Origin of the sequence: Paenibacillus sp. FSL L8-0641 (genome assembly GCF_038006265.1) — a bacterium.
GTDB classification, from domain to species: Bacteria; Bacillota; Bacilli; order Paenibacillales; family Paenibacillaceae; genus Paenibacillus; species Paenibacillus polymyxa_D.
On sequence record NZ_JBBOUW010000001.1, the window covers coordinates 4755133 to 4777381 of the forward strand.

Here is a 22249-nt window from a genome sequence, read left to right on the forward strand (position 1 = left end):
TAAAGTCATACCTTGGATTACTAAAAGACTCTGTCGCATTCGCGAGCAAGAAGCCGCCCGCCGTAAAGCGGATCTAGCCGTACAGCCGGGCGTAAAAACCTCCGAGCGCCAGCAGGTCCTGATGGCGGCCCCGCTCGACGACCGTCCCTTGGTTCATGACGGTAATCAAATCCGCATGTTCCACGGTGCTGAGTCGGTGGGCGATCAGAATGGTGGTGCGCCCCTTCATCAATACGTTCAAGGCCTGCTGTACCCAATGCTGGGATTCGTTATCCAGCGCGGAAGTCGCTTCGTCCAGCAGCAGAATCGGGGCGTTTTTGAGAATCGCCCGTGCGATCGCAATTCGCTGCCTTTGTCCGCCCGACAACGACGCTCCTCTCTCTCCCACCGGCGTTTTATACTGTTCAGGAAGTTCCTGAATGAAATGGTGAGCGTACGCCGCTTTGGCCGCTTCGATCACTTCTTCATCCGTTGCATCCGGGTTGCCGTAGCGGATGTTTTCCTCAATCGTGCCGGTAAACAAGAATGGCTCCTGCGGAACGTATGCAATCTGCCTGCGGATTTCTTCCAGCGTGTAATGGCCGAACGGTTTGCCTTGGAGCAGGATTTCTCCGCTGTCCACAGGATAAAAGCCGAGCAGCAGCTTGATCAGCGTACTTTTGCCGCTGCCGCTGGTCCCCACGATAGCGGCGACCTGGCCGGGAAACACCTGCATGGAGATGTCGACAAGCACCTTTTTATCCGCCTGATAGGAAAATTCCACATCGCGAAACTCCACCGCAGCCTCCGACACGAGCTCGCTATGAGGAGATCCCAAACGCTCCGGTTCCTCTTCCTCTCTTAGTACCTCTTGAATCCGATGAGCGCCCGCGAGCGAATTTTGGGTCATCGACAGAACCATCCCCAAGTTCAACAAGGCGTGCGTCAGATTCACTTGCAGAACCGCCAGGGCGGCGACGCTTCCCATTCCCATCAGTCCGTAGGCATAAAGAAGACTGCCGATGACGATGATGCCGCAGAACGTAACGTAGCTGATAAAATGATTCACCGCAGCCTGCATGCCGTTCTTCTGCGCGGTTTGCCGAAGCGTCTGCGTCATTTGTTCGTTCAACGCCTCGTACTGGCCGTAAATCGTGCGGATGCGGAACAGCTTCACAATTTGAATGCCGCCCATAAAATCTTTGAATTTTTCGGTCATTTTACCGAGCGTTTGCAAGCCTTGTTCGGACAAGGCGCGAATATCCCGCGCAAATTTCAGACTGACCACGGAGGACAGCAGCAGAATGACGAAGGATACGCCGGCAAACCGCCAATCGATCAACACCATGGAGACAATGGAGCCGATGCAAAAGACAACTTGAAGCAGCAAAACGAAGTAAACCTGCGAGAATGTAAACTCAACGGTCGTTACGTCGTTGTTCACCCGCGACAGCAAGTCCCCATGGTGCGTCTGCTCCAGGAATCTCGGCCGCACCCGGCACAGCTTGTCATAAAGACGTTCGCGGATATTCAGCACAGTCAGCTCGACACTGCGCTGGTATAAGTAAATGAACCAGGGAGAAATCACATTTTCCAGGAACAAGACCGCGCCCAAAATAATAAAGGCTTCCACCATCAGGGACGTATCTCGGGACACGGCGAAATCAACCAAGTTATGTACGACCAAGCTGAAGGCGATCAGGAACAATGTCTGGGTGAGCGCCGTCACGGCCAGGCCAATGGCGTACTGGGTTTTGCGCTTGCGGTTCATAAACATCAGCAAGTAGCCGAGTTCTTTCACTTGCGAGAGCCATCCGCACTTTTTCATGTGTACGCCACCTCCCTGCGTTCGGCAGACTCAGTAAATTCCTGATAGTACGACTGGGCGTACAGTCCCTTCATCTTCAACAATTGTTCATGAGTGCCCTTTTCAACAATACTCCCCTGTTCCATGACCCAAATTTCGTCGGCGTTTTGTACTGTAGAAAGCCGGTGGGCAATAACCATCGTCGTTCTCTGCTTCATCAATACGCCCAGCGCTTCCTGAACCGCGCTTTCCGACTCCGGATCAAGAGCCGACGTTGGCTCGTCCAGCAGCAGAACAGGAGCATCCTTCAGGAAAGCCCGGGCCATTGCAATGCGCTGGCGCTGTCCGCCGGACAAAAAGCCTCCTCGCTCTCCAACATACGTCTGGTAGCCGTCGGGAAGCTGCATAATGAAGGAATGCGCCTGAGCGGCTTTGGCGGCTTCGATAATCTCGTCCATCGACGCTACTTCCCGCCCGTAGCCGATATTTTCAGCGATCGTGCCGCTAAACAAATATGAATCCTGGGTTACCACGGAAAAATGCGACCGAAGCTGCTCCGGATCAGCGCCGTGGATCAGGCTGCCAAACACGCGGATCTCGCCCTGGTCCTCCGGAAGCGGATAAAAGCCGTATACAAGCTTAAACACCGTGCTCTTCCCTCCGCCGCTCGCTCCGACAAGCGCGATCGTCTTCCCTTCCGGCACCGAGAAGCTAACATTCCGCAGAATCGGGGAGCTCTCCTCATACCCGAAGGTTACGTTCTGAAACTCGATGGGGGCGGCGCTCGCTTTCGGAAGCGAACGGCCATTTTCCGTTTCGGTCGGCTGCTCGACGATTTCGGAGACCCTTCTCAGGGCACCGGTCATTTCGAACGTCCGCGTGATGAGCTCGGGAATATGCTCCAGCGGTTCCAGACACAGATTCAGCAAGTACAGGAAGGCGATCAGCTCTCCCGCGCCTAGCTGCCCTTTGTAGATCAAATAGCTTCCGTAACTGACGGCGAAAATGATCGGGCTGATCATCAGCGTGGAAAGCAGCGGGTTGACCCAGGCTTCCCGCTTTTTCACGGCCAGCTTTTTTTGGGCCGTCAATTGCAGCAGCACTTGGTAGGAGCGAGATAACATGCCGGATAGCAGGTAGCTTTTTACAATAGGCATACCCCCAAGCGTATCCTGGAGGTTGACGTTCATTCGGCCCATGTTCGCCTGGGCTTCCTCCGTCAACCGCTCCAACTGCTTGCCGATCCATTGGGAAACCAGCAGCGCTACGGGAAATAACAGCAGGCTGTACAGCATCAGCTCCCATTGGAGGTAGATCAAATAACCGAAACAGCCGATGAACAACAGCGGATGATAAAACCACTGGGCGAGGTCCCGAATCATAAACTGCTGGATGAGCTGCAGGTCGTTGTTGATCCGCGACAATACGTCGCCGGAGTGCTGCTTTTCCAAATAGGAGACCGGGAGTTTACTGATATGACGCATGACATGGTTGCGGATATCCTGCACCGCAGAGGCGCTGCTTCGCTCCACGCCGAAGCTCATGAAAAACTTCGCCGGCACACCGATCAAGATGACCACAAAGACCGCGTACACGATTTGCAGAACGATTGGCCCCGCCCCCTTCTCGGCCTGGGTGGTCAGCTGCTCGATCAAACTTCCCGTCCATATCTCAATAACGGCGGCGGCAATCGCAGACAAGACACCGACGATCATCCAGCCTTTGTGACGGCTTACATAGGACATCAACCAGCGGAACGCTTTCCAGGCGGCATAAGCGGTTTGGGACTTGGAAGGCGCCGCTGTGCCTTGTTCTAGAGCAGACGGCTGGCGGTCAGCTTCCATGCAGTACCCCGGCCTCCGCTTCGATCTGCCGCTTGACTTGCTCTAAGATGTCCCGGATGACGACGGCCGTTTCTTCCACGCGCGCGAGTTCCAGCAATTCCTCGTGCGCACCCTCCAGCCGGTAATCGGCGTAAGCTTGCGTCGTTGCCCCCCGCCAGGAAGGCAATTGGTGCTTCAGGCGGAACGCTTCGCTGTCCTTCGCAATCAGTTCGTAAATCCGGGCCGGGATCGTGCCGGAATTAATAAGCTGCGCTTCGTACGCCAAGGTCGCTTTGACCTTCCGATGAACCCGCTCCCGCACGAGCGGGTTGCTCATTAATTCCTTCTCTTCTTCGTCGAAATCGGCAAGCATTTCTTCAAGCTCTTTCTCCGACGTTTCGGAAGACGTCAGCGTGTCCTTAATCCACGAGTCCACCATGAGCACGTCCGTTACGGAATAGCCTCTTTTCTCCATCGTTTTGGCTACCTCGAACGTCAGGTTGCCTCCAAAGCAGTAGCCGAGCAGCACGTATGGTCCTTCCGGCTGGATGCGGACGATCTCGTCCACATAACGGTTCAGCATGGCCTCGTAATCGACGGCATCGTCGATAAAATCAATGCCGTAGAGCACGAACCCGCCGTCGAGCCTGCTTGCAAGCTCTCGATAACCGATGCCAAAGCCGCTGCCCGGAGGGAAGCAGAACACGTTCAGATCTCCTGCTTTATTCAGCTTAATGAAGGAGTCTCCTCCTTTATCCAGGCCCTGATCCCCCTCTCCGAAAGCCATGGCTTCAACTGTTACATTATGGAATTGACGGTTCAGCGGTATCTCAATGCCCGTTTCATCGTAAACGGCTTGAACGAGCCTCATCAGACTTAACGAATTGCCACCCAACTCAAAAAAGTTATCCTTTACGCCGACCTGCGGAACGCCAAGCGTATCCTGCCAGACGCGGGCGATCTTCATTTCGAGCAGCGTTCTCGGCGCGACATATTCCGTTCCTCCGTCCGCGGCTTCCTCCGGCGCGGGCAGCGCTTTGCGGTCGATTTTCCCGTTCGGGGTCAGCGGCATCCGCGAAAGCTGCACGAGGTACGAAGGAATCATATAACCCGGAAGCTGCTTGGCGAGCTCCTCTTTGAGTTCATTCGCCGCCAGCCTCGTTTCTGCGACGTAATAAGCGACAAGTTGCTTATGGCCGTTCGCGTCGTCGCAGTCGAGCACCTTGGCTTCTTGCACGGCGGCGATCTTCAGCAGCTGCGTCTCGATTTCGTCCAGCTCGATCCGGTACCCGCGGATTTTCACCTGGTGGTCGATCCGGCCCAGGTATTCGATGTTGCCGTCCGGCAGCCAAGCCGCCAAGTCACCCGAGCGGTACAGTTTCTCCCCCTCCGCAAACGGGGAATCGACGAACTTCTCCGCCGTCAGATCCGGACGGTTCAGGTATCCTCTCGCAAGGCCTTCCCCGGCCACGTACATTTCGCCCGCTACGCCAATCGGCACAGGGCGGCGGTTTTCATCAAGGATGTACACCCTCAGCGTCGGGATCGGCTTGCCGATATTGCTCTTCGCCGCCTCCATTTCGACCCACGTGATTTCCTTATACGTCACGTGAACCGTCGTCTCGGTAATGCCGTACATATTGATCAGCTTCGTCTCCGGGTACTTCGCCTTGAAGCCCTTGAGCAGCAGCGGACTCAGCGCTTCGCCCCCAAAGATGACGTTGCGAATCCGCAGATCGTACGGATGGTCCGCCAAGACCTTACGCAGCAGCTGATAGAAGTACGTTGGTGTCTGGTTCAAAATCGTGACCTGTTCGCGGCTCAGCAGCGCCAGGAAATCGGCCGGATTTTTCGCCGTGAGCGGCGGTACGATGACCAGCTTGCCTCCGTTCAGCAGCGCTCCGTACATTTCCCAGACAGAGAAATCGAAGCAGAACGAGTGGAACAGCGTCCACGTGTCGGACGGCCCGAAGTCGAACAGGTTCTTGTCGTTGAACAGGAGACGCACGACGTTCTTATGTTCGATCAGCGTTCCTTTCGGTCTGCCGGTCGTTCCCGACGTGTAGATGACATATGCCAGGTTGCCCGGCCCGGAAATTGGCTCCAGGTTCGAAGCGTCCAGCGCATCGGCGGAGTCCGCCCCTCTGTCGCCCCAAACGAAATCGTCCAATTCGAGGCGCGTTCCTGCGAAGTCGGTCTTCTCATGCAGATGCTTCTGAATCAGCAATAACGGCGCGCCCGAATCCTCGATCATGAAGCGGATGCGCTCCTCCGGGTAGTCGGGATCGACAGGCACGTAGGCTCCGCCCGCTTTGAGAATCGCCAGAATGCCGACAACCATATCGAGCGAGCGTTCGGCCAGAATCGCTACCAGCTGATCCGCTTCTACTCCCGTCTTTCGCAGCTTCCGCGCAAGGCGGTTGGATCGCTCGTTCAGCTCGCGGTAGGTCAGCTGCCGCTCGTTCATGACGGCGGCCACGTTGTCCGGGTAAAGCTCCGCCTGTTCTTCGAACAAGCCGTAAATCGTTTTCCCCCGCTCGAACCCGGTTTCGGTGTCATTAAATCGCTTCAGCAGCGTCTCCCTCTCGTCTGGGGACAGCACATCGGCTTGTCCGAGCTCCAGATCCGGCTGAAATAAAAGCACGGACAGCAGCCGAACAAGATGGTCGGCCGCCTGGTCCACAAATGCCCGCTCGTACCGCTGCCCGTCAAAGCTTATTTCCAGCTCAATGGAGTGGTTTTGAAGGTCGAAGCGAAAAACTGTATCGGCCGCCACCCGGTTACCCAGCGGTTCCGGATGAATCGGGGCGAAGGATGCGACGGTGTTGACGACCGGGAGGCCGTCCCCCGTATAGTCCAGATGGAGCGGCTCCACCATTTTCCGAAAAGGCAGGTGTTGATGCTCCAGCGCCTCGCCGATGGAAGCTTTGATGCCCCCGAGCAGCGTTTTCAGCGTAGTCTGGCGGCTTACGGACGTCTTGATCACCAAGATGTCATGCGGCGGCGGAGTCCCGTCGGGGTCTGCGCTATAAGAAGGCATGCCGACCAGCACTTGGTCCCGCCCGGTATATTTGAACAGCAGGCTTTTTACTCCTGCCAAAACAATCATGTACAAAGCCAAATCCGAACCGTTGGCGAGGCTAATGATTCTCTCCGAGAGTTCACTCGGCAGAGTACGGTGAAGCAAGCCCGGCTCGGCCGCAGCTTCCCCGTCGGCGGATAATTTGGAGGATTGACTGTAGGGAAGGAAGCTCAGGCTGTCATCGGCGTCAAACTTGCCGCTCCAGTACCGTTCTTCCTTTTCAAACAAAGATTTCATTTGTACCTCCCCTAAAAATGAAGTGACCGCATGCCCCGGCGCAGGTCCGAAAAAGCTTGCTTTCGGCCTGCGCGTTTACGGGCTTGGATGTTGTTCGCCGTCTTCCTTGGGATGCGCGCCGCTTTCACTTGACGGCGGAGGCGCGCTTGTAGGATTAGAACGCGAATTCGATCGTATCGACGGCACTCTTTGCGCCTGCCGCCGGTTTATGACATTCAATCCGGCTTAGCTCGAGTTGTGGATTTTCCGCAATTTGAGACAGTACCCGCAGGTAATCCTCGGTCAAGGTGCGGATCATCGCTTCTTTGAACAGCTTGGTGGCGTAGAAGAAGCCCCCGCTCAGCGCCCCGTTGTTTTCATACATAAACAGCGTCAGATCGAACTTCGCTTCTTCCAAATGGTCAAGCTCGTAAGTCTTCAGGCTGACCCCTTCCAGCTCGGCGTCTCGTTCTTCGATATTTTGCAAGTCGAAAACGGCATCGAACAGCGGGAAGCGACCCGGCTCCCGCTTCACATTCAAACGCTCCACGAGCTCCTCGAATGGATAATCCTGGTTCTCGAAAGCACCCAAAGCCGTTTCCTTCACTTCTTCCAGGTAGGACAAGAACGTTTTGTCGCCCGACGGACGATTGCGGATCGCCAGCGTATTGACAAACATCCCGATGACCGGTTCCAAATCAGCGTTCGTTCTTCCCGCCACCGGGGTACCCACGACCAAGTCCTCCTGCCCGCTGTACTTGGACAGCAGCACGGTATAAGCCGCAAGCAGCACCATGAACAGCGTGCTTTCACGCTCGGCCGCCAATTCGCGCAGCCGCGCAGAGAGAGAAGCTTCGACGTCGAACTCCAGATGCGCGCCTTCGTAGCTGCGAGCCGCAGACCGTTCGTAGTCCATCGGCAGGTCCGCCGTCGGCAACTCGCCTTCGAAGGTTTGCAGCCAGTACGCTTCCTGCCGCCCAATCCGCTCTCGGTGGGCCTTCGACTGCTGCCAAACGGCATAATCCTTGTATTGAATGCGCAGTGGCGGCAGTTCTTCCCCGGCGTAGAAACTCGAGAACTCATCGATCACAATCGCCATCGATACGCCGTCGGACACCATATGGTGCATGTCGAAAAGGAGAATATGCAGGTTCGGCTCCAGCTCGATGACCCCGGCGCGCAGCAGCGGCGGCTTGCCGAGATCAAACGGACGAACGAAGCTGCGGACGATCTGCTCGATTTGAGCCGCATCCTCTTTATCCGCTTGATGATGCTCGATAGCAAAATCGACCTGCGGGTAAATCCGCTGAACCGCTTCGGCCTTCACGATTTCAAAACCGGTGCGCAGCGATTCATGCCGTGTTATCAATTTCCGCAAGGCGGCTTCCAACCGGTCTAAGTCAAACTCGCCTTCCACCTGCACCAGCTCCGGCATGTTGTAAAGCTGATCCGCTCCATCCAGCGTGTGCTGAATGAACAGCCGTTTCTGCGCGGAGGACAGAGGGTAGTACTCTCTCTCCTCCGCTTGAGGAATGGCCTCATGCTCCCGCCGTTCCATCCGGGCGATCGCCTCGGCCATCGCCGCAATCGTCGAGTGACGGAATACGTCGCGCAGCGGCAGGTTGACGTTTAATTCCTTAAATACCTTGCCCGCCAGCGTCGTCGCCCGCAGGGAGTGGCCGCCGATGTCGAAGAAGTTGTCGTGAACGCCAATCTCCTTCGCAAGCCCCAGCACCTCCTGCCAAATCGCCGCCAGCTTCGTTTCCAGCTCATTGCGCGGTGCGACGTACTCCGTTCCGCTTCCCGCTTCCCCTTCCGGCGCTGGCAGCGCCTTCCGGTCAATCTTTCCGTTCTGCGTCAGAGGCAGGCGCTCCATCTCCACGAAGTACGACGGGATCATGTAGCCCGGCAGCTCCTGCGCCAGCGCGCCGCGCAGATCGTTCACTGCCAGCTCCGCTCCGGTATCCGGTGTGTAATACGCGCATAGCGCCTTCTGCCCGTTCGCGTCACTTCGAACCAGCACCACCGCTTCGCGCACGCCTTCCACCCGCAGCAGCTGCGACTCGATCTCGCCCGTCTCGATCCGGTACCCCCGAATTTTCGCCTGGTTGTCGATCCGGCCGATGAAGTCCACGTTGCCGTCTTCCATCCACCGCGCCAAGTCTCCCGTGCGGTACAACCGCTCGCCCGCGGCGAACGGGCTGTCTACGAACTTCTCTTCTGTCAGCCCCGGACGGTTCAAGTACCCGCGAGCTACCCCGACTCCGCCGATAACCAGCTCGCCCAGCACCCCGACCGGCACCGGATTCAGGTGCGCATCCACGATGTAGAATTTCGCATTCAGCCACGCTCTGCCGATCGGCACATGGCCTGTCTGCGGCAGCTTCGTCAGCGGCTCGTCGTAGAAACTGGAGTCGATCGCCGCTTCCGTCACGCCGTATGCGTTGATGATCCGGAACAACGAGCCGAAGCGTTCCTGCAAGGTCCGGTAATCCGCCACGCTGCAGCTGTCCGAGCTCGTGATCAACAGCTCCATCCAGCTCATATCCAGCCGCTGCTCGTGCACGTACTCCAGGAACGGCACGATCAGCGCCGGCGTCGATTCGAAGATCGTCACTTGCTGCTGGCTGATCCAGTAGTGCAGACGAGACGGATCGATCCGGTCGTCCTTCGGCACAATCACCATCGTGCCTCCGTTGTACAGCGCCCGCGCGATATCTCCCACGAACACGTCGAACGAGAAGCTTGCGAGCTGCAGCAGCCGCACCGGGAACTGATCCAACCGGTATTCCCGCCGGTAGCCCGCCGCCGTGTTCACCAGGCTGCGGTGCTCGATCATCACGCCCTTCGGCTTGCCCGTCGTTCCCGACGTATAGATCACGTACGCCAGATCCTCCGGACGGGCTTCATGGAAGCTGTCGGTGCCAACATTCTGATGGCTCTCATCGCCGTCGTCCACAGTATCCGTCAGCTTGCCGGAGACTATGCCCGAGCCAATCGGCGCATTCGCCCGCTCCTCGCTGTACGACGCTTCGTCGTCCAGGTACAGCACCGCCGCCAGCGCCAGCTCCTCTTCGTCAAGCCAGGCTTCAGCACGCTCTCGCAGCGCCGTTTGCGTCAGCAGCACCTTCGCTCCGCTGTCTTCGAGCATGAACCGCACGCGCTCCGCCGGATAATCCGGGTCGAGCGGCACATACGCCCCGCCCGCTTTCCAGACGGCCAGCACGGCCACCAGCAAGTCCACCGAACGCTCGGCGAGAATGCCGACGATCGTCTCCCGGCCGATGCCGCTTGCGCGCAGCGTAGCCGCCAAGCGGTTCGCCCGCTCGTTCAGCTCCGCATACGTCAGCCGGTCGTTCTCGTACACGACGGCCGCCTCTTCCGGCGTGCGCTCCGCCTGTTCCTCAAACAGCCGGTGGAACGCGGCCGCAGGAGCCGCTTCCGGCTGCGCCGGGTTGAACGCGCCGATAATTTGTTCTTTTTCCTCTGCCGTCAGCAAGTTCAGCTCGGCAATCTTCGCATCCGGACGGCTTACGATCGTTTCGAGCAGCTGCTCGTAATGTTTCGCCAGCCGTTCGATCGTCTCCCTTTTGTAGAGAGCCGTCGCATATTCGAAGCTGTAATCCAAGCCGCCGTTCTCCTCGCCCACATCCAAGCTGATATCAAACTTCGCGGTATCTAATACGCTCGGATAAGGAATCAGGCGAAGCCCTTCCAGCTCAAATTCCTCGTTTTCCGTATTCTGCATCGTAAACAGCGTGTCGAAGAGCGGATTGCGGCTTAAATCACGGGTGACTTGCACCTTGTCCACCAATTCTTCGAACGGATAGTTTTGATGCTCGAAGGCATGGAGGGTCGTTTCTTTGACTTCGTTCAGGTATGACAGGAATGTCTTTTCCGAAGCCGGATAACTGCGGATAGCCAGCGTGTTTAAGAAAATCCCGATCAACGGCTGCACATCTCCATGATTCCTTCCGGCAATCGGCGTACCGACGATCACGTCTTCCTGACCTGAATATTTATGCAGAAGGACGTTATACGCCGCAAGCAGCACCATAAACAGCGTCGTGCCCGTTTCCGAGGCCAGCTGCTTCAGGCCGTCGGTTTTCGAAGCGTCGAAGGAAAACTCCAGCGTTTGGCCTTCGTAGCTCTGCACGGCCGGACGCGGATAGTCGGCCGGCATTTCCAGCACCGGCAGCTCGCCTTGGAACATGTCCAGCCAGTACGCCTCCTGACGCTGAAGCCGTTCTTTCTGCTCCTGCGAATGCTGCCAAACGGTGTAGTCTTTGTACTGAATGCGCAGAGGCTCCAATTGCTCGCCGCCGTACAAGCGGACGAATTCTTCAACAAAGATTTCCATCGAGACGCCATCGGAAATAATATGATGCATGTCGTACATTAGAATATGACGTTCCGGAGCCAGCTCGACAAGGCCTACCCTCAGCAGCGGAGGCTTCGCCAAGTCAAACGGACGGACGAAACGGCGAACCATCTCTTCGGCCTCTTGCTCATCCACTCGATAGAACTCCACGGCAACATTCACGTCCTGGTAAATCCGCTGCGATGCTTCGCCGTCCACCATTTCGAACCCGGTGCGCAGCGTTTCATGCCGCGCCACGAGCTTACGGAACGCTTCTTCGAACCTTGCCCGGTCCAAAGCACCCTCCAGCAACATCGCTTCTGGCATGTTGTAGCTAAGCTCCGCGCCTTCCAGTTGATTCAGGATAAAGAGACGTTTTTGAGCAAAAGATTGCGGGTACACCTCTCGGTCATCCGCCACCGGAATGGCAACGAATGTCTGCTCATCCAGCCGGGAAATGGCGGCGGCCATGCTCTCAATGGTGGAATGGCGGAACACGTCGCGCAGCGGCAGATCCACGCTCAATTCTTTATGAATCTTGCTGACCAGCGTCGTCGCCCGCAGGGAGTGACCACCGATGTCGAAGAAGTTGTCGTGAACGCCAATCTCCTTCGCAAGCCCCAGCACCTCCTGCCAAATCGCCGCCAGCTTCGTTTCCAGCTCATTGCGCGGTGCGACGTACTCCGTTCCGCTTCCCGCTTCCCCTTCCGGCGCTGGCAGCGCCTTCCGGTCAATCTTTCCGTTCTGCGTCAGAGGCAGGCGCTCCATCTCCACGAAGTACGACGGGATCATGTAGCCCGGCAGCTCCTGCGCCAGCGCGCCGCGCAGATCGTTCACTGCCAGCTCCGCTCCGGTATCCGGCGTGTAATACGCGCACAGCGCTTTCTGCCCGTTCGCGTCACTTCGAACCAGCACCACCGCTTCGCGCACGCCTTCCACCCGCAGCAGCTGCGACTCGATCTCGCCCGTCTCGATCCGGTAGCCCCGGATTTTCGCCTGGTTGTCGATCCGGCCGATGAAGTCCACGTTGCCGTCTTCCATCCACCGCGCCAAGTCGCACGTGCGGTACAGCCGCTCGCCCGCGGCGAACGGGCTGTCTACGAACTTCTCTTCTGTCAGCTCCGGACGGTTCAAGTACCCGCGCGCCACTCCGACTCCGCCGATGACCAGCTCGCCTAGCACCCCAACCGGCACCGGGTTCAGATGCGCGTCCACGATGTAGAATTTCGCATTCAGCCACGCCTTGCCGATCGGCACATGGCCTGTCTGCGACAGCTTCGTCAGCGGCTCGTCGTAGAAACTGGAGTCGATCGCCGCTTCCGTCACGCCGTATGCGTTGATGATCCGGAACAACGAGCCGAAGCGTTCCTGCAAGGTCCGGTAATCCGCCACGCTGCAGCTGTCCGAGCTCGTGATCAACAGCTCCATCCAGCTCATATCCAGCCGCTGCTCGTGCACGTACTCCAGGAACGGCACGATCAGCGCCGGCGTCGATTCGAAGATGGTGACCCGTTCCCGCTCCATCCAGTGGTGCAGACGAGACGGATCGATCCGGTCGTCCTTCGGCACAATCACCATCGTGCCTCCGTTGTACAGCGTCCGCGCGATATCTCCCACGAACACGTCGAACGAGAAGCTTGCGAGCTGCAGCAGCCGCACCGGGAACTGATCCAAGCGGTATTCCCGCCGGTAGCCCGCCGCCGTGTTCACCAGGCTGCGGTGCTCGATCATCACGCCCTTCGGCTTGCCCGTCGTTCCCGACGTATAAATCACGTACGCCAGATCCTCCGGACGGGCTTCATGGAAGCTGTCGGCATTCGTCCGCTCCTCGCTGTACGAGGTTTCGTCGTCGAGGTACAACACCGCCGCCAGCGCCAGATCCTCTTCGCCGAGCCAGGCTTCGGCGCGCTCTCGCAGCGGCGTTTGCGTCAGCAGCACCTTCGCTCCGCTGTCTTCGAGCATGAACCGCACGCGCTCCGCCGGATAATCCGGGTCGAGCGGCACATACGCCCCGCACGCTTTCCAGACGGCCAGCACGGCCACCAGCAAGTCCACCGAACGCTCGGCGAGAATGCCGACGATCGTCTCCCGGCCGATGCCGCTTGCGCGCAGCGTAGCCGCCAAGCGGTTCGCCCGCTCGTTCAGCTCCGCATACGTCAGCCGGTCATTCTCGTACACGACGGCCGCCTCTTCCGGCGTGCGCTCTGCCTGTTCCTCAAACAGCTGGTGGAACGCGGCCGCAGGAGCCGCTTCCGGCTGCGCCGGGTTAAATGCGCCAAGAATTTGCTCTTTTTCCTCTGCCGTCAACAAGTTCAGCTCGGCAATCTTCGCATCCGGACGGCTTACGATCGCCGCAAGCAAATGTCCGAAATGAGTCGACAGCCGCCGGATCGTGCTTTCTTTATAAAGAGCTGTTGCGAATTCAAAGCTGCACTCCAGGCCGCCGTTTTCTTCCGTAACATCCACACTCAGGTCGAACTTGGCCGTGCCGTATTCGCTAGGGTACGGGGACAATTTCAGCCCTTCCAGCTCAAACTCTTTATCCTCCAAGTTTTGCAGGGAGAACATCGTGTCAAACAGCGGGTTGCGACTCAAATCCCGGCTGACCTGCACTTTATCGACGAGCTCTTCGAACGGATAATTCTGATGCTCGTAAGCGCCTAAGGTCGTTTCTTTCACTTCTTCCAGATACGAGAGGAAGGTCTTCTCCGAAGCCGGATAATTGCGGAGCGCCAGCGTATTGACGAACATTCCGATCAAAGGCTGCGTGTCTCCGTGCGTTCTGCCCGCAATCGACGTTCCGACGATCAAATCGTCCTGACCTGTGTATTTATGCAAAAGCACGGTATATGCCGCAAGCAGCACCATATACAGCGTCGTTCCTCTTTGAGCGGCCAGCTGCTTCAAGCCTTCGTTCGTTGCCTCGTCCACGAAGGACGTCAGCGTTTGTCCCTCAAAGCTCTGCACGGCAGGACGCGGATAGTCCGTTGGCATTTCCAGAACCGGCAGTTCACCCCGGTAACGGTCCAGCCAGTAAGCTTCCTCGCGTTTCAACTGCACTTTTTGCTCGTCCGACTGCTGCCATACCGCATAGTCCTTGTATTGAATGCGCAAAGGCTCTAATGACTCGCCGCCGTACAGACGAACGAGTTCCTCGACTAACACGTCCATCGAAACCCCGTCGGAGACGATATGGTGCATGTCGAACATCAGCAAATAACGTTCGGCTGCCAGCTCTACAAGCTCCGCCCGCAGCAACGGAGGCTTCGCCAAGTCGAAAGGCCGGATGAAGGCCTGCACGACTTCAGGCGCTTCTTCCTCGCTCGCATGACGGTACTCGACGGCAAAGTCGACGCTCTCGTAAATGCGCTGTATTGCTTCGCCTTGTACGATCTCAAAGCCAGTTCGCAGCGTTTCGTGCCGTGCGATCAGTCCCCGGAAAGCCTTCTCTAGCAGGCTCCGGTCAATCGATCCTTCCAGCAGCAGCACGCCCGGCATGTTGTAGCTCTGATCGGCCCCTTCCAGCTGATTCAGGATAAACAGCCGCTTCTGAGCTGAGGAAAGCGGATAATATGCTCTTGCGCCTGCCAGCGGAATCGACGAGAACGACTGCTCCCCGATCCGGGAGATGGCCAGAGCCATCTCTTCGATCGTCGAGTAGCGGAATACGTCGCGCAGAGGCAGATCGGCATTCATTTCCTTCTGAATCTTGCTGACAAGGTTCGTCGCCCGCAAGGAGTGGCCTCCGAGCTCGAAGAAATTGTCCAGGACTCCAATGCCGGAGTAGCCCAGCACTTCCTCCCAGATCTTCACAAGCTGGGACTCCGTCCGGTTACGCGGCGCTACGTATTCGACGCCCGTTTGTATGCCGCCTTGCGGCTCCGGCAGCGCTTTGCGGTCCACTTTGCCGTTGGTCGTCAGCGGCATGCGCTCCAGCTGCACGAAGTATGACGGGATCATGTACCCCGGCATTCCCTGGGCCAGCGAGGTTCTTATTTCGCTGACCGTCAGCGTTCGGTCCGCCACAAAGTAGGCAACAAGCGCCTTCTCGCCCTCGCCGTCCTGACGGGCGAGCACCACCGCTTCTTCCACGCCCTCGACGTTCAGCAGCTGCGTCTCGATTTCGTCCAGCTCGATCCGGTACCCGCGGATCTTCACCTGATGATCGATCCGGCCCAGGTATTCGATGTTGCCGTCCGGTAGCCAAGCCGCCAAGTCACCCGAGCGGTACAGTTTCTCCCCCTCCGCAAACGGGGAATCGACGAACTTCTCCGCCGTCAGATCCGGACGGTTCAGGTATCCTCTCGCAAGGCCTTCCCCGGCCACGTACATTTCGCCCGCTACGCCGATCGGCACAGGGCGGCGGTTTTCATCCAGGACGTACACCTTCAGCGTCGGGATCGGCTTGCCGATATTACTCTTCGCCGCCTCCATTTCGACCCACGTTATTTCCTTATATGTAACGTGAACAGTCGTCTCGGTAATGCCGTACATATTGATCAGCTTCGTCTCCGGGTACTTCGTCTTGAAGCCCTTGAGCTGCAGCGGACTCAGCGCTTCGCCCCCGAAGATGACGTTGCGAATCCGCAGATCGTACGGATGGTCCGCCAAGACCTCACGCAGTAGCTGGTAGAAGTACGTTGGCGTCTGGTTCAAAATCGTGACCTGTTCGCGGCCCAGCAGCGCCAGGAAATCGGCCGGATTTTTCGCCGTCAGCGGCGGTACGATGACCAGCTTGCCTCCGTACAGCAGCGCTCCGTACATTTCCCAGACGGAGAAATCGAAGCAGAACGAGTGGAACAGCGTCCACGTGTCAGACGGCCCGAAGTCGAACAGGTTCTTGTCGTTGAACAGGAGGCGCACGACGTTCTTATGCTCGATCAGCGTTCCTTTCGGTCTGCCGGTCGTTCCTGACGTGTAGATGACATATGCCAGGTTGCCCGGCCCGGAAATTGGCTCCAGGTTCGAAGCGTCCAACGCACCTTCGGAGTCCGCCCCTCTGTCGCCCCAAACGAAATCGTCCAATTCGAGGCGCGTTCCTGCGAAGTCGGTCTTCTCGTGCAGATGCTTTTGAATCAGCAATAACGGCGCGCCCGAATCCTCGATCATAAAGCGGATGCGCTCCTCCGGGTAGTCCGGATCGACAGGCACGTATGCTCCGCCCGCTTTGAGAATCGCCAGAATGCCGACGACCATATCGAGCGAGCGTTCGGCCAGAATCGCTACCAGTTGGTCCGCTTCTACTCCCGTCTCCCGCAGCTTCCGCGCAAGGCGGTTGGATCGCTCGTTCAGCTCGCGGTAAGCCAGCTGTCGCTCGTTCATGACGGCGGCCACGTTGTCCGGGTAAAGCTCCGCCTGTTCTTCGAACAATTGAACGAGCGTCTTCTCGCGCGGAAATTCCGTGGTGGTGTCGTTAAAACGTCCGAGAAGGTCGGCCTTTTCCGCCTCCGTCACAAGTTCCAGCTCGCCCACTGTAATTTCCGGGTTATCCGTCACCTGCTCCAGCAGATGGACGAGATGCCCCTTGAGCCGCTCGATGCTGTCTTTATCGAACACTTCGGCGTTAAAGTCAAACCGAATTTCGATCTCGACTCCCGGCACCACGGTCACGTTGAAGTTATAGTTCGTCTGCTCCTCCATCTGAACGTCAGCGATCGTCAGGTCGCCGTGCTGCTGGTCGCCCGCCTGCTCCATCTGCTCGTCCACCGGATAGTTCTCGAAAGCGATGATATGGTTGATCAGGTTCTGCTTTTGCACGCTGCGGGCTTGAATTTCATACAACGGATAGTAATCATAACGCCCGGACTCCAGCGCCCACTCTTGGAGCTTCGCCATCAGGTCGGCGAACACGGTGTCCGCTTCGCTCGTGACGCGGACCGGCACCGTATTGATGAATAGCCCGATCATGGACTCGATACCCGGGATTTCCGCCGGTCTTCCGGCCACGACGCTGCCGAATACGGCATCGTTTGTTCCGTTATATTTTTGCAGCATAACGCCCCAAGCGGCTTGCAGCAGCGTATTGACCGTAACCAGGCGCTGTTTCGCCACCCGGTCCATCCGCTCGCTCAAGTCCTTGCCCAGCTCGGCGGTGACGTGATCAGCCGTAAATCTGCCGTTCGGCGCCGGTTCCTTTTGTCCCGGGAGTACGGTTTGCCCTTCATAACCTGCCAGGAATGCCGTCCAATAGCCGGATGCCGCCTGATCGTCCTGTTTCTCCAACCATTCGATGTAAGCGCCATAATCCGATCCCTTATCTCCCGCTGGCTGCTTGCCGGATGCCAAGGCCGAGTACGTCTCAAACAGCTCCTGCGTCAGCTGCGGCAGGCACCAGCCGTCCATCAAAATATGCTGGAAACTCCACAGCACATGATAGCTTTGCTCTTCGGTGCGCAGGATCGTAACCCGAACGAGCGCGTCATGTTCCATGTCGAAGCCGCGAAGTTTGTCATCCTCGGCCTTTTTATCCAAATACGCTTGTTTCTCGTCCGCCTGCAAATGAAGCAGCTCTTCATATTCAAAGCCGACCGGCTTGTCGCGGTATATGATTTGCAGCGGCTCGCCCGCCGGTCCTTGCACAAAATTCGCCCGCAGCACCAAATGACGTTTCGCAAGTTCCGTCCAGCTCCTCTCGAAAAGCTGGACGTCGAGTACTCCCCTCATCGTAAATCGCGTCTGCTCGAAGTAAGCGGCCGTTTGCCGGTCAAGCGCGCTGTGGAACCACATGCCCTTCTGCATCGGCGTAAGCGAGTAAATATTTTCGATTTCCCCGAGATGGCCCGAGCGCTGGGCGATTTGCTCTAGTTCGGCGATGGTCAAGCCTTTAAATTGCACGTCGCTAGGCGTCAATTCGGTATTTTCTTTGCCTGCGCAGTGGATAATGAGCTCTCGTAGACTTTGCTCAAGCCGCTGAGCGAAGGCTTCCATCGTTACCTTGTGATACTGCTTCCGGCTGTAGCTAAGATCAAGCGATAAAGCGCCGTCCAGCACCATGCCGTTGATATCCAGCACAAAGCTGCGGGCCTGCCGGTCGCTGGCCGGGCTGCCGCCGGAATAAGAAGATATACCGATCTCGTCCTGGTTGACATCATCGTCGAACTGGCCGAGGTAATTAAAATTAATTTCCGGCTCTGCGCCCCAAACAAAGCCATCCTCCGATTTGGAGAGATAGCGGCATATGCCGTACCCAAGCCCTTTGTTCGGAATGCGGCGCAAACTTTCCTTGACCTGTTTAATCTGATAGGCCAAATCCCGGTCAGTTTCCGGCTCTAGGACGACCGGAAACTTGGTCGTAAACCATCCGACTGTGCGCGTGATGTCGATATCCGTTCCGATCGGTTCGCGTCCGTGTCCTTCGAGATTGATCCGCACCCGTTCGTGTCCCGTCCACTTGCGAACGGCTATGCCGAGCGCCGTTACCAAAATATCGTTCATTTCGGTGTTGTAGGCCCGGTGAACCCGCTTCAGCAGCAGCTCCGTTTCTTCGGGAGTCAAACGCACGAACAGCGATTCGCTGTCCTGCTGCGTCGTAACGTCCGCCTCCAGATCCTTCGGCACGGCCGGAACCGCAATTTGTTCCACGGCCTGCCAATAGGCCCGTTCCTTCGCCATCTCCGGGCTTTGCGCGTAAGCGGCCAGCTGCTCGGACCAAGTGCGGTACGCATCCGTTTTGGCCGGGAAACGAATTTCCTCGCTTTTGCCGGCCTGCTCGTAACCCAGAGCGAAATCCTCCATCAAAATGCGCCAAGACACGCCGTCCACCACGGCATGATGAACCGCGAGCAGCAAATGATCGCCGTCCGCGCACCGGAACAGTCCCGCCTTCACGAGGGGCCCGTTCTCCAGATCGATGCCCGCTTGAATGTCCGTTGCCTTCGCTTCCACAGCCTGCGCGGTATTCTCCGCATCCTTGAAGTCGAACACGTCCAGCGTGAACAGCCCGCCTTCCTGAATCGCGCGGGTCCGCGCGCTAAACCCTTGTTCCGTCTTGCAGAACACCATCCGCAAGGCGTCATGATGCTCGGCCAGCTTTTGCAGCACCTGACGCACCGTCTCTTCGTCGAAGCGTTCCTTCCGGTACAGCATCACCGACTGGTTGAAATGATGCGGGTCCGCAAAGGAGCTCTCGAAAAACCAATGCTGAATCGGCGTCAGCGCCGTTTCACCCGTTATTTCGCCTTGATCGATGGTACGTCCGATCGGTTTCACATGCAGGCTGAGCTGTGAGATAGTCGGATATTTGAACAAATCCCGGATTTCCAGCTTGTACCCGGCTTGATGAAGCCGCGAAGATACTTGAATGGACTTGATCGAGTCTCCGCCCAGCTCGAAGAAATGATCCGTTACCCCAACGCGATCGGCGTTCAATACCGCCTGCCACACATCGGCAAGCGTCCGCTCCGCTTCATTGCGGGGAGCTACGTACGCGCCGCCGGTCAGTGCGTTTCCTTCCGGGGCGGGCAAAGCCTTGCGGTCGATTTTGTCGTTCGGCGTGAGCGGCATCCGCGGAAGCTGAACAAAATGCGCCGGAATCATGTAATTCGGCAACTTTTGCGCCAGCTCGCTTCTCAGCTCGCCGAGCGTAAGCGGGCGGCCCGCGACCAGGTAAGCGCACAGTTCTTGCCCGCTTTTGCCTTCCCGCGCGATTACGATCGTCTCCTGCACGGAGTCGATCTTCAGAAGCTGCTCTTCAATCTCGCCGATCTCGATCCGGAATCCACGGATTTTCACCTGATGGTCAATCCGGCCCAAGTACTCAATATTTCCGTCCGGCAGCCAGCGGGCCAAGTCGCCCGTCCGGTACAGTCTCTCTCCGGGCTCAAACGGGTGTTCGATGAATTTCTCCGCCGTCAGATCCGGCCGGTTCCAATATCCCCGGGCGAGGCCGACGCCCGCGATGCATAATTCTCCCTCCACTCCGATAGGCGCTAGCTGATTCTGTGCGCCCAGTATATACAAGCGATGGTTCCAGATCGGACGTCCGATCGGTATCGCTCTGCGTTCGGTGTCATACGTAGACGCCGCCCACACGGATGTGGCGATCGAGGCTTCCGTCGGACCGTACGCGTTATAGTACTGTACCTTGTCTTTCCACTGCTGCACGAATTCTGCTGAAACGGCGGAGCCCGCCGTGATGAGCCTGCTCAGACTCGGCAGGCGGTCTGAATTCAAATAAGCCGCATAAGTTGGCGGCAAAGTGGCGATCGTAATTGCATGCTCGTTCATGAAACGTTCGAACAGCTGATCATCCAAAACCGTCTCGGTTGACGGTATATATAAGGTCGCCCCGAAATACAGGGCGTTGAACATCTCCCAGCACGACGCATCGAACGATAGGCTGGCGAATTGCAGCACTCGATCCTGTTCGGTCGTGTGAAGCGTATGGGCAAACGTCAGTTTCAGGCTGACCAGCCCGCGATGCTCCAGCATGACCCCTTTGGGTTTGCCCGTCGTACCTGATGTATAGATGACATAAGCCAGATCGTTCGGACCGCTGGCCGGCTCCAGGTTCGAGCCATCGTCGCTGTAGGCCTGCTCGTCATCCAGCGCCACCACGGTCCCTTCGAACGGCACCTGCAGCAGCAGCTCCCTTTGAGTCAGCAGCAACTGCGCGTTCGAGTTCTCCAGAATGTAGCGGATGCGTTCTTCCGGGTATTCCGGGTCGATCGGCACGTAGGCACCGCCAGCTTTCAGAACCGCCAGAATGCCAACGACCGTCTCCAGCGATCTCCTGGCCATCAAGCCTACCAGCTGATTGGGCAGCACGCCGACCGATCGCAGCGTCCGCGCCAGCCGGTTCGCCCGTTCATTCAGCTCCGCGTACGAAAGCCGCCGCCCCTCAAAGACAACCGCCGTCGCTTCGGGCACCCGCTTCGCCTGCTCCTCCACGAGCTGATGAATCGTCCGATCACGGGGATAGTCCTTCTCGGTATCGTTAAAGCTTTGCAGCAATTGAAATTTCTCGTCCTCCGACAGCATGTCCGCCCGCACGATGTCCAGCTCCAACTCGTGAAGCCCCACGGCCAGCAGGCGATTCAGATGGCCGACGACCCGAGTCATGAACTCGGAGTCATATAAGTGCTCGTTATATGACAGCGCTAGCTGTATCGTCCCGCCGGTTAAGCTGAATTCAAAGGAACAATCCGTGACCACGTTTTGCCCGATTTCGTCCAGATGCAGCTCCTTAAGGGATACTAGCGTATGGATGACGGGTATCCCGTCTGCATATTGCAGGTCCAGCTTCTCCGCCATTTTCAAGAACGGAATATGTTGGTGCTGAATCGCTTCCGGCAAGGAAGTCCTCAGCTCGCTCAGAAGCGTTTTAAAAGTCGCACCCACCGAAAGCGAGTTTTTCAAAATGACCGTATGATTAACGGATCGGCGCGTCTCCGTCGGTTTCCGTACAACTGGCATGCCGACCAGAATGTCAGAAGCGCCTGTATATTTATGCAAGAGCGACTGAACACCGGCGAGCAAAATCATAAAAGTGGCCAGTGGAGCCCCCTTGCTCATTTGAAGGACGCGCTGCGCCACTTCCTCCGAAAGCGAACCGCCGACGGTTGTCATAATGGGCGCCAGGGAGCTTGGAGCTTTGCTGTAAGGCAGCCGCGTCAAGGTATAATCGTCGCTACCGAATTTTTCGTTCCAAAACAACGTTTCTTTTTCAAAAGCCATCTGGATCGTTCCCCTCTCTTCATCGGCAAAAGCAATCCGGCGGAGCATATGCCGCAGCAACGCTCCAGCCTCGCTCCCCGCCTTTTCAAACATGTGACAACAATGTCAATGGCTTTCGCCAGGTCACCGCTTCGCTTGCCCGGTTGATCGCATGCGGCAATCCTCTGCCTAGCAGCTGTCCCGCTCGGCTCCCATGCGTGAAAGACAACAAAGAGCATTGTTCTACGCAAGAGATGCGGCTGCTTCCGGCTCCTCTGCTTCAATATGCTTGCTGCGGACGAGCCGCCCGAAGACGGGCTTTGGTTTAA

The 22249-nt window shown here is 57.5% G+C and carries 4 protein-coding genes; all 4 read right to left on the reverse strand.

Going from position 1 to position 22249, the window contains the following annotated elements; genetic code table 11:
- Positions 1–73: 73 nt before the first annotated feature.
- The gene (locus tag MKY16_RS21525; RefSeq protein ID WP_340956971.1) at positions 74–1807 is read right to left on the reverse strand and encodes an ABC transporter ATP-binding protein; all 1734 of its coding nucleotides are present in this window, start codon (positions 1805–1807) and stop codon (positions 74–76) included.
- On the reverse strand, positions 1804–3630 hold the full coding sequence (locus MKY16_RS21530) for an ABC transporter ATP-binding protein (protein WP_340956973.1): 1827 nt from the start codon (positions 3628–3630) through the stop codon (positions 1804–1806). Before MKY16_RS21530 ends, MKY16_RS21525 begins: the two co-directional genes overlap by 4 nt.
- Entirely contained in the window at positions 3620–6928 is a 3309-nt protein-coding gene (locus MKY16_RS21535) for a non-ribosomal peptide synthetase (RefSeq protein ID WP_340956974.1), read from the reverse strand. Before MKY16_RS21535 ends, MKY16_RS21530 begins: the two co-directional genes overlap by 11 nt.
- A gap of 154 nt (positions 6929–7082) precedes the next feature.
- Complete coding sequence (locus tag MKY16_RS21540) at positions 7083–22034, reverse strand: amino acid adenylation domain-containing protein (protein ID WP_340956975.1); 14952 nt, start codon at positions 22032–22034, stop codon at positions 7083–7085.
- Between the last annotated feature and the right edge of the window lie 215 nt (positions 22035–22249).